Below are 13,957 nucleotides of genomic sequence, written 5' to 3' on the forward strand. Positions count from 1 at the left end.
AAAACCATCTGGCGTTGCCATCGACCTTATTGTCATGCGCAGCTGTCACCATGGATTTTCACGAATTTGAATGCCCGCCCGGCGGGTGGAATGGTTGAAGACCTGTCCAAGAGGATTTTGAAATGGCAGAGATTACTGCAGCGTTGGTCAAAGAACTGCGCGAGCGTACTGGCGAAGGCATGATGGACTGCAAAAAGGCCTTGACCAAGGCCGGCGGCGACATCGAAAAAGCCATCGACGATATGCGCGCATCCGGCGCAATCAAGGCCGCTAAAAAAGCAGGCAACGTCGCTGCTGAAGGCGCCATCGCAATCAAGGACAACGGCAAGCGTGCTGTCCTGATCGAAGTCAACTCGCAGACCGACTTCCTGGCTCTGCAGGACGACTTCAAGAATTTCGTCGCTTCCAGCGTCGAAAAAGCGTTCGATCAGCAGGACGTCACCGTTGAGCAACTGATCGAAGCCCAGGAAGCCGAGCGTACCGCTCTGGTTGCCAAAGTCGGCGAAAACGTCAACATCCGTCGTCTGGCGCGCGTTGAAGGCGACGTACTGGGTTCGTACCTGCACGGCAACAAGATTGGTGTTGTTGTGGCCCTGAAAGGCGGTGACGCTGAACTGGCCAAGGACATCGCCATGCACGTAGCTGCCAGCAATCCTGAGTTCCTGCTGCCTACCGACGTTTCGGCTGAAGCGATCGAGCGTGAGAAGAATGTCTTCATGCAACTGAACGAAGACAAACTGAAAGGCAAGCCTGCCGATATCGCCGAGAAGATGGTTGCCGGTCGTATCTCCAAATTCCTGGCTGAAGCCAGTCTGGTCGAGCAAGCGTTCGTCAAGAACCCGGAAATCAAGGTCGGTGAGCTGGCCAAGAAAGCCGGTGCTGAAATCGTTTCGTTCACCTACTTCAAGGTCGGTGAAGGCATCGAGAAGCCAGTCGACAACTTCGCTGAAGAAGTCGCTGCTCAAGTAGCCGCCAGTAAGCAATAAGACGGTTTACCGCTGTCGCCCCAAAGAGGCTGCCCGCTCACGCGCGCAGCCTCTTTGTCAAAGCGGCGGGGGATTTGTTTTTTCAGGAGGCAGCTTACGAGGCTGCACATCCCTGGCGCAGTAGCCTAGAGTTAGCAGGCTCAGAAGCAGCAGGCTGAAAACGGCCTTTCGCTCAGAAGATTTTTTTTAAAACGCCGCAGGAGAGATTCGCAATGGCTCAGCAGGGCAGTGGTTATCAAGCTCGCTATAAACGCATTCTACTCAAGCTTAGCGGCGAGGCCCTGATGGGGTCGGAAGAGTTCGGTATTGACCCTAAAGTGCTGGATCGCATGGCGCTTGAAGTGGGTCAACTGGTTGGAATCGGTGTCCAGGTCGGTCTGGTCATCGGCGGTGGCAACCTGTTCCGGGGTGCAGCGTTGAGCGCTGCCGGCATGGATCGGGTAACAGGCGACCACATGGGCATGCTGGCCACTGTGATGAACGCGTTGGCCATGCGCGACGCCCTGGAGCGTGCCAATATCTCCGCGATCGTGATGTCGGCCATTTCCATGGTGGGCGTGACCGATCACTACGATCGTCGCAAGGCGATGCGTCACCTCAACGCGAAGGAAGTCGTGATTTTCGCGGCGGGGACCGGCAACCCGTTCTTCACCACCGATTCGGCCGCCTGTTTGCGTGCCATCGAAATCGACGCTGACGTCGTGCTGAAGGCAACCAAGGTCGATGGTGTGTACACTGCCGATCCATTCAAGGACCCGCATGCCGAGAAGTTCGATCATCTGACTTACGATGAAGTGCTGGATCGCAAGCTGGGCGTTATGGATCTGACGGCCATCTGCCTGTGCCGTGACCACAAGATGCCTCTGCGTGTCTTTAATATGAACAAGCCCGGCGCATTGCTGAACATCGTGCATGGCGGGGCGGAAGGAACCTTGATCGAGGAAGGCGAACAATGATCAACGAACTCAAGAAAGACGCTCAAGAGCGCATGCAGAAATCCCTGGAGTCCCTGGCTCACAACTTCGGTCGCATCCGTACCGGGCAGGCTCACCCGAGCATCCTGGAAGGTGTCATGGTGCCTTATTACGGTGCGGACACCCCGATCAAACAGGTGGCCAATATCACGGTCAAGGACGCGCGCACCCTTCAGGTCGTGGCGTTCGAGCGCAACATGCTGGGCGCTGTCGACAAGGCGATCGGTAGCGCCGGTCTGAACCTGAACCCGACCAACCTGGGCGAGCTGCTGCTGATTTCGATGCCTGCGCTGACTGAAGAAACCCGCCGTGGTTTCACCAAACAGGCGCGTGAAGAGGCCGAGAACGCCCGTGTTGCCGTGCGTAACATTCGCCGCGATGTGCTGAGTGACCTGAAAGAGCTGGTCAAGGAAAAAGAAATCAGCGAAGACGAAGAGCGTCGTGCGGCCGATGACATCCAGAAGCTGACCGACAAGTTCGTGGCCGAGATCGAAGTGGCTGTGAAGAAAAAAGAAGCGGACCTGATGGCCGTATAAAGGCCGGGAAGCTTTCATGGAAAAGACGAAGCTGGCTGTGCCGTCATCGGTACCGCGTCATGTCGCGATCATCATGGATGGGAACAACCGCTGGGCTAAAAAGCGTCTGTTGCCGGGTGTGGCAGGTCACAAGGCGGGCGTGGATGCTGTCCGTGCGGTGATCGAGGTGTGTGCCGAGGCGAAGGTCGAGGTGCTGACACTGTTCGCATTCTCCAGTGAGAACTGGCAACGCCCGGCCGACGAGGTCGGGGCATTGATGGAGCTGTTCTTCACCGCCTTGCGTCGCGAGACCAAACGGCTGAACGAGAACGGCATCAGCCTGCGCATCATTGGTGACCGTTCACGGTTCCATCCCGAGCTGCAGGCGGCCATTCGCGAGGCAGAAGCCAGTACCGCGGGCAACAGCCGCTTCGTCCTGCAGATCGCCGCCAACTATGGCGGTCAGTGGGACATTGCCCAGGCTGCGCAGCGGCTGGCGCGTGAGGTTCAGGCCGGGCACCTGCGTCCGGAGGACATCACCCCGGAACTGTTGCAGACCTGCCTGGCAACAGGCGATCTGCCCTTGCCGGACCTGTGCATTCGCACGGGGGGCGAGCACCGCATCAGCAATTTCCTGCTGTGGCAGCTGGCGTATGCCGAGCTGTATTTCTCCGACCTCTTCTGGCCGGACTTCAAACACGACGCCATGCGCCACGCGCTGGCCGATTTCGCTTCTCGCCAACGCCGCTTCGGGAAAACCAGCGAGCAGGTAGAAGCTGGAGCCCGCGCTTAATGCTCAAACAACGAATCATTACAGCGCTGATCCTTGCGCCACTCGCACTGTGCGGCTTCTTTCTGCTAGAGGGCGGCAGCTTTGCCCTGTTCATCGGCGCGGTAGTGGCGCTCGGTGCCTGGGAATGGGCGCGTCTGGCGGGGTTTGAAACCCAGTCGATTCGTGTGCTTTACGCTGCCGTAGTAGCGGTCCTGCTGTTTCTGCTTTACCTGCTCCCGGGGCTGGCGCCCTGGATCCTGGTGGCTGCGCTGATCTGGTGGCTGGCAGCGACCTGGCTGGTGCTCACGTATCCTGAATCCAGTGGTCACTGGTCCAGCGTGGTCTGCAAGCTGGTGATCGGCCTGCTGATTCTGCTGCCAGCGTGGCAGGGGCTGATGCTGATCAAGCAGGAGCCTATGGGTAACTGGTTGATCCTGTCGGTCATGGTGCTGGTGTGGGGGGCTGACATCGGTGCCTACTTCTCCGGCAAGGCGTTCGGCAAACGCAAGCTTGCGCCCAAGGTCAGTCCTGGAAAAAGCTGGGAAGGTCTGTATGGCGGGCTCGCGGCGTGCCTGGTCATCACGGCTGTCGTGGGTATCTCCCGCGGCTGGTCGTTTCCTGAGATTTTGTTTGCGCTGATCGGCGCTGCGATCGTGGTGCTCATCTCCGTGGTCGGCGATCTGACCGAGAGCATGTTCAAGCGCAAATCCGGGGTCAAGGACAGCAGCAACCTGCTGCCGGGTCACGGTGGCGTGCTTGATCGCATCGACAGCCTGACGGCTGCCATTCCGGTGTTTGCGTTGCTGCTGTGGGCAGCGAAAGACTGGGGCGTGATGTGAGCGGACTTCAACAGATTACCGTGTTGGGCGCTACCGGTTCGGTTGGCCTGAGCACCCTCGATGTCATTGCTCGTCATCCGTCGCGCTATCAGGTTTTTGCGCTGACCGGTTTTACGCGTCTGACCGAGCTGCTGGCGTTGTGCGTTCGCCACACGCCTCGGTTCGCGGTGGTGCCGACTGCACTGGCGGCGCGTCAGTTGCAGGACGACTTGCGCGCTGCGGGCCTCGATACCCGTGTGTTGGTGGGGGAGGGCGGTCTGTGCGAAGTCTCGGCCCATCCTCAGGTCGATACCGTGCTGGCGGCGATTGTCGGTGCTGCGGGCTTGCGCCCGACGCTGGCCGCCGTCGAAGCGGGCAAGAAGGTCCTGCTGGCCAACAAGGAAGCGCTGGTCATGTCCGGCGCCCTGTTCATGCAGGCCGTGCGCCGCAGTGGCACGGTTTTGTTGCCACTCGACAGCGAACACAACGCAATCTTTCAATGCTTGCCGGGCAACTACGCCAGTGGTCTGGGTGCAGTCGGCGTGCGGCGGATACTCCTCACGGCGTCAGGCGGGCCGTTCCGCGAGACGCCGCTGGCGGATCTTGAACACGTGTCTCCCGAGCAGGCGTGCGCTCACCCGAACTGGTCCATGGGGCGCAAAATCTCCGTGGACTCGGCGAGCATGATGAATAAGGGGCTCGAGCTGATCGAAGCCTGCTGGCTGTTCGATGCCGCTCCGGCGCGTATCGAAGTGGTCATTCATCCGCAAAGTGTCATCCATTCAATGGTGGACTACGTCGACGGCTCGGTGCTGGCCCAGTTGGGGAATCCGGATATGCGTACGCCCATCGCCCACGCACTGGCCTGGCCGGAGCGTATTGATTCAGGCGTTGCCCCGCTGGACCTGTTCAGCATTGCGCGGCTGGATTTCCAGGCGCCGGACGAATTACGCTTCCCTTGCCTGCGTCTGGCACGGCAAGCTGCGGAAACCGGTAACAGCGCGCCGGCGGTGTTGAATGCCGCTAACGAAGTGGCCGTTGCAGCATTTCTGGATCGGCGGATTCGTTATCCGGAAATCGCGAGTATGATCGACGAAGTCTTGAATCTGGAGCCTGTCGTGGCGGTGAACGAGCTTGAGACGGTTTTCGAAGTTGACGCCAAGGCTCGTGTGCTGGCCGAACACTGGCTCGGCCGCCATGGGCGGTAAACGGCACATGCCAGAAGGCACAGGTCCATCGCTGCGGGCAAGGCTGTATTTCAGATGCGCCTGCAGCGCTGAACCGGTACCCGGAGAACAGCGATGAGCGCGCTATATATGATTGTCGGCACCCTGGTTGCCTTGGGTGTGCTGGTCACCTTTCACGAATTTGGTCACTTCTGGGTGGCCCGGCGTTGTGGCGTCAAGGTTTTGCGTTTCTCCGTCGGGTTCGGCATGCCCCTCCTGCGCTGGCATGACCGCAAGGGCACCGAGTACGTGGTAGCCGCTATCCCGCTGGGCGGCTACGTGAAAATGCTCGATGAGCGCGAAGGCGAGGTGCCACCCGAGCTGGTCGATCAATCCTTCAATCGCAAATCGGTTTATCAGCGTATCGCGATTGTCATCGCGGGGCCGGTCGCCAACTTTCTGCTGGCCATCGTATTTTTCTGGGTGCTTGCCATGTTGGGTAGCCAGCAGGTGCGCCCGGTTATTGGCGGTGTCGAGGCCGGCAGTATCGCCGAAAAAGCGGGACTCACCTCGGGACAGGAGATCGTTTCCGTGGATGGCGAACCCACCAGCGGGTGGTCCGCCGTCAATCTGCAGCTGGTGCGCCGTTTGGGTGAAACCGGCAGCATTGCGTTGAAGGTGCGCGAGCAGGGCTCCGATGTCGACACGCCACGCACCTTGGTGCTGGACAACTGGCTCAAAGGGGCGGATGAGCCGGACCCCATACGGTCGTTGGGCATTCGTCCATGGCGTCCGGCGCTGGCACCCGTGCTGGCGGAACTCGATCCCAAGGGGCCCGCTCAGGCCGCTGGCCTGAAAACCGGTGATCGTCTGTTGGCCGCCGATGGTCAGCCGATCAACGAATGGCAGCAACTCGTGGACTGGGTGCGCGCCCGTCCCGATGCGCGAATTTCACTGACCGTTGAGCGCGACGGTGCAAAAATCGACGTGCCGGTCACGCTGGTCGCTCATGGCGAGGGCAAGGCTGCGACGGGATACCTGGGCGCAGGGGTGAAAGGTGTCGACTGGCCACCGGAGATGCTCCGCGAGGTCAGTTACGGTCCGCTCGCCGCCGTGGCAGAGGGCGCGCGACGTACATGGACCATGAGCGTACTGACCCTCGATTCGCTGAAGAAAATGTTGTTCGGCGAGCTGTCGGTAAAAAACTTGAGCGGACCGATAACCATTGCTAAAGTGGCGGGCGCTTCGGCCCAGTCAGGTGTAGGTGACTTCTTGAATTTCCTTGCTTATCTGAGCATAAGCCTGGGGGTTCTCAATTTGCTGCCCATTCCAGTGTTGGACGGGGGGCACTTGCTGTTTTATCTGATCGAGTGGGCACGTGGTCGTCCACTGTCGGAAAAGGTACAGGGTTGGGGGGTTCAGATCGGGATAAGTCTGGTGGTTGGAGTCATGTTGCTCGCACTGGTCAACGATCTGGGACGACTGTAAAAGCTACGCCGAATTGTGAATCTGCCGCATTTTGCGGCAGTTTGTTTATTGCCAGTTGGAATAAGAAAGGACTTCATGAAACGTCTGCTGCTAACTGCGGTTCTTGCCGTACTGATGATCGCCGAAGTTCACGCCGAGTCCTTCACTATCTCCGATATCCGTGTCAACGGCCTACAGCGGGTTTCCGCCGGTAGCGTCTTTGGTGCGTTGCCGTTGAATGTGGGTGAACAGGCCGATGACGCGCGTCTTGTCGACGCAACGCGTGCGCTGTTCAAAACCGGATTCTTCCAGGACATCCAGCTGGGCCGTGACGGCAACGTTCTGGTCATCACGGTGGTCGAGCGTCCGTCGGTGGCCAGCATCGAGATCGAAGGCAACAAGGCGATCACGACCGAAGACCTCATGAAGGGCTTGAAGCAATCGGGTCTGGCCGAAGGCGAGATCTTTCAGCGTGCGACCCTGGAAGGGGTTCGTAACGAGCTGCAGCGTCAGTACGTGGCCCAAGGCCGCTATTCCGCAGAAGTCGCGACTGAGGTGGTGCCTGAGCCGCGCAACCGCGTTGGGTTGAAGATCAACATCAACGAAGGTGCGGTCGCAGCGATCCAGCACATCAATGTCGTGGGCAACTCGGTGTTTCCCGAGGAAGACCTCATTGACCTGTTCGAGCTGAAGACCACCAACTGGCTTTCCTTCTTCAAAAACGACGACAAGTACGCCCGGGAAAAACTGTCCGGCGACCTGGAGCGTCTGCGTTCGTACTATCTGGACCGCGGCTATATCAACATGGATATCGCCTCGACTCAGGTCTCGATCACGCCTGACAAGAAACACGTGTACATCACCGTCAACATCCATGAAGGCGACAAGTACACCGTCAAGTCGGTCAAGCTGAGCGGCGACCTCAAGGTGCCTGAAGACCAGGTCAAGTCGTTGCTGCTGGTCAAGCCGGGCCAGGTGTTCTCGCGCAAGGTGATGACCACCACGTCCGAGCTGATCACCCGCCGTCTGGGTAACGAGGGTTACACCTTCGCCAACGTCAACGGCGTGCCGACACCGAACGACGCGGACCACACGGTCGACATCCTGTTCGCCGTGGATCCGGGTAAACGTGCTTACGTCAACCGCATCAACTTCCGTGGCAACACCAAGACCGCGGACGAAGTGCTGCGTCGCGAAATGCGTCAGATGGAAGGTGGCTGGGCTTCGACCTACCTGATCGACCAGTCCAAGACCCGTCTCGACCGTCTGGGCTTCTTCAAGGAAGTGAACGTTGAAACCCCTGCGGTGCCGGGCACCGACGACCAGGTTGACGTGAACTACGCCGTGGAAGAGCAGGCGTCCGGTTCGATCACCGCCAGCGTCGGTTTTGCACAGAGCGCCGGTCTGATCCTGGGCGGTTCCATCAGCCAGAACAACTTCCTGGGTACCGGTAACAAGGTCAGCATCGGTCTGACCAAAAGTGAATACCAGACCCGCTACAACTTCAGCTACGTCGATCCGTACTTCACACCGGACGGTGTGAGCCTGGGTTACAGCGCCTTCTACCGCAAAACCAACTACGACGACCTCAATGTCGACGTGGCGAGCTATTCGGTGGACAGCCTGGGTGCCGGTATCAACATGGGCTACCCGATCAGCGAGACGTCGCGTCTGAACTTCGGCCTGTCGGTCCAGAAAGACGAGATCAACACCGGCAAGTACACCGTTGACGAAATCTTCGACTTCCTCGAGAAGGAAGGCGATAACTTCACCAACTTCAAGGCGTCTGTCGGCTGGTCCGAGTCGACCCTGAACAAAGGCACGCTGCCGACCCGTGGTCATTCCCAGAGCCTGACCCTGGAAACCACCATTCCCGGCAGCGACCTGTCGTTCTATAAACTCGACTACCGTGGCCAGTTGTTCCACCCGATCACCACCAACACCACCCTGCGTCTGCACTCGGAACTGGGTTACGGTGACGGCTACGGTTCAACCTCCGGTCTGCCGTTCTACGAGAACTACTACGCGGGCGGTTTCAACTCGGTTCGTGGTTTCAAGGACAGCACCTTGGGTCCACGCAGTACGCCTAGCCGGGGTGCAGGCGTGCCTGGTGGTAAACCCGGTACGGTGCTTGACCCTGATCAGGATCCGTTGCCATTCGGTGGTAACGTGCTGATCACCGGCGGTGCTGAAATCCTGTTCCCGCTGCCGTTCATCAAGGACCAACGCTCCATTCGCACCTCTCTGTTCTGGGACGTGGGTAACGTATTCGACACCAACTGTGGTGGGGCCAAGACCACCGTCAACGGCGAGAAGGTCGAGTGTAACGGCCCCGATCTTTCCGGCCTGGCCAGCTCCGTCGGTGTGGGCGTGACATGGGTGACCGCGCTGGGCCCGTTGAGCTTCGCATTGGCGATGCCGGTCAAGAAACCGGACAACAACACCGAAACCCAGGTCTTCCAATTCTCTCTCGGTCAGACCTTCTAAGGGTCTGGTCATTGATCACGACAACGGATTTGCAGGAGTTACATTGTGCGTAAGTTGACCCAATTGGCATTGCTGGCAACGGTTCTGATCGCAGGCCCGGCATTCGCTGACATGAAGATCGCTGTCCTGAACTATCAGATGGCGCTGCTGGAATCGGACGCGGCCAAGAAATACGCCGTCGACGCTGAAAAGAAATTCGGTCCTCAACTGACCAAGCTCAAAGCGCTGGAAAGCAGCGCCAAGGGTATCCAGGATCGTCTGGTTGCTGGTGGCGACAAAATGGCTCAGCCTGAGCGCGAGAAACTGGAGCTGGACTTCAAACAGAAAGCCCGTGACTTCCAGTTCCAGTCCAAAGAGTTGAACGAGGCCAAGGCCGTCGCCGACCGTGAGATGCTCAAGCAACTGAAGCCAAAACTGGATTCGGCGGTTGAGGAAGTGATCAAGAAAGGCGGTTACGACCTGGTGTTCGAGCGCGGTGCCGTGATTGACGTCAAGCCACAGTATGACGTCACTCGCCAGGTCATCGAGCGCATGAACCAGCTGAAGTAACTTCATGACCGCGACTATCCAGCTCGGCCAGTTGGCCGAGTTCCTCGGTGCCACGCTTCGTGGTCCGGCGGACAAAGAAATCACCGGCCTTGCCACCTTGCAGGAGGCAGGGCCCGGTCAGGTCAGTTTTCTGGCCAACCCTCAGTACCGTAAATTCCTCGCGACCACTCATGCGTCTGCCGTGTTGCTCAAGCCGGCGGATGCCGAAGGTTATGCGGGCGACGCGTTGTTGATTGCCGATCCTTACCTGGCGTATGCACGCATCTCCCACTTGTTCGATCCGAAGCCCAAAGCGGCAGCCGGCATTCACCCGACTGCAGTGGTGGCTGAAGACGCATTCGTTGATGCGACTGCCAGTGTGGGGGCCTATGCGGTGATCGAAAGCGGAGCGCGCATCGCGGCCGGCGTCACCATCGGCGCTCATTGTTTCATCGGCGCGCGCAGCACGATCGGTGAAGGTGGCTGGCTGGCGCCCCGCGTGACGCTTTATCACGATGTGCGCATCGGTCGGCGTGTGGTGATTCAGTCCGGTGCGGTGCTCGGTGGTGAGGGCTTCGGCTTCGCCAACGAGAAAGGCGTGTGGCAGAAGATCGCGCAGATCGGTGGCGTCACCATCGGCGATGACGTGGAGATCGGCGTGAACACCGCCATTGATCGCGGCGCCATGGACGATACCCGCATCGGCAATGGTGTGAAGCTGGATAACCAGATTCAGATCGCACACAACGTACAGGTAGGCGATCACACGGCGATGGCCGCTTGTGTCGGTATCTCCGGCAGCGCGAAGATTGGCAAGCATTGCATGCTGGCCGGTGGCGTGGGACTGGTCGGACACATTGAAATTTGCGACGGTGTTTTCATTACCGGGATGACCATGGTGACCCGGTCGATTACCGAGCCTGGCTCTTACTCTTCGGGGACGGCGATGCAGCCGGCGGCGGAATGGCGCAAGAGCGCAGCACGTATTCGCCAACTGGACGATATGGCGCGACGGCTGCAACAGCTGGAAAAGATTGTCGAGGCAGTGACCTCAGGCGGTAAAGCGTCATCTGATGGCTGATACCTTTTTCTTATCAAGTGTGCAAAGCCGATAAACTGCCTCCTTGATTTGCTAGAGGAGTGCTGCGCATTCGTCGCGCACTCCCAATCTTTACTACAGGCTTCCTCTCGAAATGATGGACATCAACGAAATTCGCGAATATCTGCCCCACCGTTACCCGTTCCTGCTCGTGGACCGTGTCGTGGCGCTGGATGTTGAGAATAAGAGCATTCGTGCCTACAAGAATGTCAGCATCAATGAGCCCTTTTTCAACGGGCACTTCCCCCAGCATCCAATCATGCCGGGTGTGCTGATCATCGAAGCCATGGCGCAAGCCGCTGGCATCCTTGGCTTCAAAATGCTTGACGTGAAGCCTGCCGACGGCACCCTGTACTATTTCGTGGGCTCCGACAAACTGCGCTTCCGCCAGCCGGTGCTGCCGGGCGATCAGTTGATCCTTGAAGCCAGGTTCATCAGCTGCAAGCGTCAGATCTGGAAGTTCGAATGCCAGGCGTCGGTGGATGGCAAGCCAGTCTGCTCCGCAGAAATCATCTGTGCGGAACGTAAACTATGAGTTTGATTGACTCTCGCGCAATCATCGATCCGACGGCCATTCTGGCTGACAATGTGGAGGTCGGCCCTTGGTCGATCGTCGGGCCCGGTGTGGAAATCGGCGAGGGTACGGTCATTGGTCCGCACGTGATCCTGCGTGGCCCGACCAAAATCGGCAAACATAATCACATCTACCAGTTTTCATCGGTGGGTGAGGATACGCCGGACCTCAAGTACAAAGGCGAAGCGACGCGTCTGGTCATTGGTGACCATAACGTGATTCGTGAAGGCGTCACGATCCATCGCGGCACCATTCAGGACCGCGCCGAAACCACGATCGGTGATCACAACCTGATCATGGCCTACGCCCACATCGGCCACGACAGCGTCATCGGCAATCACTGCATTCTGGTCAACAACACTGCGCTGGCCGGTCACGTGCATGTGGATGACTGGGCCATCCTGTCCGGTTTTACCCTGGTGCATCAGTATTGCCACATCGGTGCCCACAGCTTCTCCGGGATGGGTACAGCCATCGGCAAGGACGTCCCGGCGTTCGTCACGGTGTTCGGTAATCCGGCCGAGGCGCGCAGCATGAACTTCGAGGGCATGCGCCGTCGTGGGTTCTCTGATGAGGCGATCCACGCGCTGCGCCGCGCCTACAAGACGGTCTATCGTCAGGGGTTGACCGTTGAGCAGGCGATCATCGATCTCGCCGAGCCTGCGGCACAGTTTCCGGAAGTCGCGCTGTTTCTTGATTCGATCCAGAAATCGACCCGCGGCATCACCCGTTAATCATGAGTGTCCTGCGTATAGCACTGGTCGCCGGAGAAGCTTCCGGCGACATCCTGGGCTCCGGTTTGATGCGTGCCATCAAGGCCCGTCATCCTGACGCTCAGTTCATTGGCGTGGGTGGTCCGCTCATGGAAGCGGAGGGCATGAGCTCTTACTTCCCGATGGAACGGCTCTCGGTCATGGGGTTGGTCGAAGTGCTCGGCCGACTCAAAGAATTGCTGGCTCGTCGCAAGCTGTTGATCCAGACCCTCATCGACGAAAAGCCGGATGTGTTCATCGGTATCGATGCGCCGGACTTCACCCTCAATATCGAACTCAAGCTGCGCCAGGCCGGGATCAAGACCGTGCATTACGTAAGCCCGTCCGTCTGGGCATGGCGGCAAAAGCGGGTGCTGAAGATTCGCGAAGGGTGCGATCTGATGCTGACCTTGCTGCCCTTCGAGGCGCGTTTTTACGAAGAGAAAGGCGTGCCGGTGCGTTTTGTCGGCCATCCGCTGGCCGACACCATTCCCCTTCAGGCCGATCGCGACGCCGCGCGCGCCGAGCTGGGATTGGGTAATGGCCCCGTGGTGGCGTTGATGCCGGGCAGCCGTGGTGGAGAAGTGGGCCGTCTGGGGGCGCTGTTCTTCGATACGGCAGAACGCCTGTTGGCTCAGCGTCCAGACATCCGTTTCGTGCTGCCCTGTGCGAGCCCGCAACGTCGTGCGCAGATCGAACTGCTGTTGCAAGGGCGTGATCTCCCGCTCACTCTCCTGGACGGTCGCTCTCATGTCGCTTTGGCCGCGTGTGATGCGGTCCTGATCGCGTCGGGCACGGCCACCCTGGAAGCGCTGCTGTACAAACGACCGATGGTGGTTGCCTATCGTCTGGCGCCGCTGACCTACTGGATACTCAAGCGGATGGTGAAGAGTCCGTATGTGTCGCTGCCGAACCTGTTGGCCCGGCGTTTGCTGGTCCCTGAGCTTCTACAGGATGCGGCGACCGCCGATGCCCTGGCGCAAACCTTGCTGCCGCTGCTCGATAACGGCGCGGAGCAGACAGCCGGCTTCGATGAGCTTCACCGAACCTTGCGTCGCGACGCATCCAATCAGGCTGCCGATGCGGTATTGAGCCTGATTGGCGCGTCGCCTTCACGATGAGTGTGCAATCAATGCAAATGGGCCTGGACTTCAATCTGGTCGAGGATCTGGTCGCCGGTGTCGACGAGGTGGGCCGTGGCCCGCTGTGCGGCGCGGTCGTGACGGCCGCCGTGATCCTGGACCCCAATCGCCCCATTCTGGGTCTGAACGATTCGAAAAAGCTCACCGAAGCCAAGCGCGAAAAGCTGTTCGACGAGATCTGCGAGAAAGCGCTGTGCTGGCACATCGCACGGGCTGAAGTCGAAGAAATCGACGAATTGAACATTCTGCACGCCACGATGCTGGCCATGAAACGTGCCGTCGAAGGCCTGCTCATCACGCCGAAGCTGGCACTGATCGATGGTAATCGCTGCCCTCAGTTGTCCGTGCCGTCTGCGCCGGTGATTCAGGGCGATGCTCAGGTGCCCGCCATCGCTGCCGCATCGATCCTGGCAAAGGTCAGCCGTGATCGGGAAATGGCGGCGATGGAGCTTGTTTATCCGGGGTACGGCATTGGCGGCCACAAAGGTTATCCGACGCCGGTTCACCTGGAGGCGCTGGCCCGACTGGGGCCGACGCCCATTCATCGGCGTTCGTTCGCCCCGGTGCGAGCAGCCTACGAAGCACGGGAGATGATGATCTCGACCGGCTTTACCCCGTTGCCGTTCAGTTGATCGCGGGCTGATGTTTTCATGAGAGGCCGGTACAATCCGGCCTTT

Annotated in this window: 14 protein-coding genes; all 14 read left to right on the forward strand. The window is 59.2% G+C overall.

Annotated features, from left to right (window positions below; translation table 11 throughout):
• Positions 1-122: 122 nt before the first annotated feature.
• The 14 genes from tsf to rnhB all read left to right on the forward strand — a co-directional run bounded on the left by tsf (position 123) and on the right by rnhB (position 13,912).
• Entirely contained in the window at positions 123-986 is an 864-nt protein-coding gene (gene tsf / locus BMY73_RS19140) for a translation elongation factor Ts (RefSeq protein ID WP_062383142.1), read from the forward strand.
• 212 nt (positions 987-1,198) lie between these two features.
• On the forward strand, positions 1,199-1,942 hold the full coding sequence (gene pyrH / locus BMY73_RS19145) for a UMP kinase (protein WP_019692086.1): 744 nt from the start codon (positions 1,199-1,201) through the stop codon (positions 1,940-1,942).
• A complete protein-coding gene (gene frr, locus BMY73_RS19150; RefSeq protein ID WP_092409048.1) occupies positions 1,939-2,496 on the forward strand; it encodes a ribosome recycling factor in 558 nt (185 codons plus the stop codon). Before pyrH ends, frr begins: the two co-directional genes overlap by 4 nt.
• 16 nt (positions 2,497-2,512) lie before the next feature.
• Positions 2,513-3,268 carry a polyprenyl diphosphate synthase gene (gene uppS, locus BMY73_RS19155; protein WP_092409050.1) on the forward strand — a complete coding sequence of 252 codons (756 nt, stop codon included), beginning with the start codon at positions 2,513-2,515 and terminating at the stop codon, positions 3,266-3,268.
• Entirely contained in the window at positions 3,268-4,086 is an 819-nt protein-coding gene (locus BMY73_RS19160; protein WP_062383136.1) for a phosphatidate cytidylyltransferase, read from the forward strand. Before uppS ends, BMY73_RS19160 begins: the two co-directional genes overlap by 1 nt.
• A complete protein-coding gene (gene ispC / locus BMY73_RS19165) occupies positions 4,083-5,273 on the forward strand; it encodes a 1-deoxy-D-xylulose-5-phosphate reductoisomerase (protein ID WP_092409052.1) in 1,191 nt (396 codons plus the stop codon). The genes BMY73_RS19160 and ispC overlap by 4 nt, the downstream gene beginning before the upstream one ends.
• Before the next feature lie 93 nt (positions 5,274-5,366).
• Positions 5,367-6,719 (forward strand): sigma E protease regulator RseP, encoded by a 1,353-nt coding sequence (gene rseP / locus BMY73_RS19170; RefSeq protein WP_062383129.1) that lies wholly within the window; start codon positions 5,367-5,369, stop codon positions 6,717-6,719.
• A gap of 75 nt (positions 6,720-6,794) precedes the next feature.
• A complete protein-coding gene (bamA, locus tag BMY73_RS19175; protein WP_092409054.1) occupies positions 6,795-9,185 on the forward strand; it encodes an outer membrane protein assembly factor BamA in 2,391 nt (796 codons plus the stop codon).
• Positions 9,186-9,230: 45 nt separating this feature from the next.
• Complete coding sequence (locus tag BMY73_RS19180) at positions 9,231-9,734, forward strand: OmpH/Skp family outer membrane protein (protein WP_062383122.1); 504 nt, start codon at positions 9,231-9,233, stop codon at positions 9,732-9,734.
• A 4-nt stretch (positions 9,735-9,738) separates the two neighbouring features.
• On the forward strand, positions 9,739-10,794 hold the full coding sequence (lpxD, locus tag BMY73_RS19185; protein WP_092409056.1) for a UDP-3-O-(3-hydroxymyristoyl)glucosamine N-acyltransferase: 1,056 nt from the start codon (positions 9,739-9,741) through the stop codon (positions 10,792-10,794).
• Between the two features lie 112 nt (positions 10,795-10,906).
• Positions 10,907-11,347, forward strand: a complete 441-nt coding sequence (fabZ, locus tag BMY73_RS19190) for a 3-hydroxyacyl-ACP dehydratase FabZ (RefSeq protein WP_062383116.1) — start codon at positions 10,907-10,909, stop codon at positions 11,345-11,347.
• A complete protein-coding gene (lpxA, locus tag BMY73_RS19195; RefSeq protein ID WP_062383113.1) occupies positions 11,344-12,120 on the forward strand; it encodes an acyl-ACP--UDP-N-acetylglucosamine O-acyltransferase in 777 nt (258 codons plus the stop codon). Before fabZ ends, lpxA begins: the two co-directional genes overlap by 4 nt.
• 2 nt (positions 12,121-12,122) lie before the next feature.
• Positions 12,123-13,259 (forward strand): lipid-A-disaccharide synthase, encoded by a 1,137-nt coding sequence (gene lpxB, locus BMY73_RS19200; protein WP_062383109.1) that lies wholly within the window; start codon positions 12,123-12,125, stop codon positions 13,257-13,259.
• 11 nt (positions 13,260-13,270) lie between these two features.
• Positions 13,271-13,912 (forward strand): ribonuclease HII, encoded by a 642-nt coding sequence (rnhB, locus tag BMY73_RS19205; RefSeq protein ID WP_062383107.1) that lies wholly within the window; start codon positions 13,271-13,273, stop codon positions 13,910-13,912.
• The last annotated feature ends 45 nt before the right edge of the window (positions 13,913-13,957 follow it).

Origin of the sequence: Pseudomonas sp. NFACC02, assembly GCF_900110765.1 — a bacterium.
GTDB lineage: Bacteria > Pseudomonadota > Gammaproteobacteria > Pseudomonadales > Pseudomonadaceae > Aquipseudomonas.

Bases quoted from the DNA above. Each gene is read 5' to 3' on its own strand.
- lpxD (WP_092409056.1), top strand. From the start codon at position 9,739: ATGACCGCGACTATCCAGCTCGGCCAGTTGGCCGAGTTCCTCGGTGCC.
- bamA (WP_092409054.1), top strand. From the start codon at position 6,795: ATGAAACGTCTGCTGCTAACTGCGGTTCTTGCCGTACTGATGATCGCC.
- uppS (WP_092409050.1), top strand. From the start codon at position 2,513: ATGGAAAAGACGAAGCTGGCTGTGCCGTCATCGGTACCGCGTCATGTC.
- rseP (WP_062383129.1), top strand. From the start codon at position 5,367: ATGAGCGCGCTATATATGATTGTCGGCACCCTGGTTGCCTTGGGTGTG.
- BMY73_RS19160 (WP_062383136.1), top strand. From the start codon at position 3,268: ATGCTCAAACAACGAATCATTACAGCGCTGATCCTTGCGCCACTCGCA.
- tsf (WP_062383142.1), top strand. From the start codon at position 123: ATGGCAGAGATTACTGCAGCGTTGGTCAAAGAACTGCGCGAGCGTACT.
- frr (WP_092409048.1), top strand. From the start codon at position 1,939: ATGATCAACGAACTCAAGAAAGACGCTCAAGAGCGCATGCAGAAATCC.
- fabZ (WP_062383116.1), top strand. From the start codon at position 10,907: ATGATGGACATCAACGAAATTCGCGAATATCTGCCCCACCGTTACCCG.
- lpxA (WP_062383113.1), top strand. From the start codon at position 11,344: ATGAGTTTGATTGACTCTCGCGCAATCATCGATCCGACGGCCATTCTG.
- rnhB (WP_062383107.1), top strand. From the start codon at position 13,271: ATGCAAATGGGCCTGGACTTCAATCTGGTCGAGGATCTGGTCGCCGGT.
- lpxB (WP_062383109.1), top strand. From the start codon at position 12,123: ATGAGTGTCCTGCGTATAGCACTGGTCGCCGGAGAAGCTTCCGGCGAC.
- pyrH (WP_019692086.1), top strand. From the start codon at position 1,199: ATGGCTCAGCAGGGCAGTGGTTATCAAGCTCGCTATAAACGCATTCTA.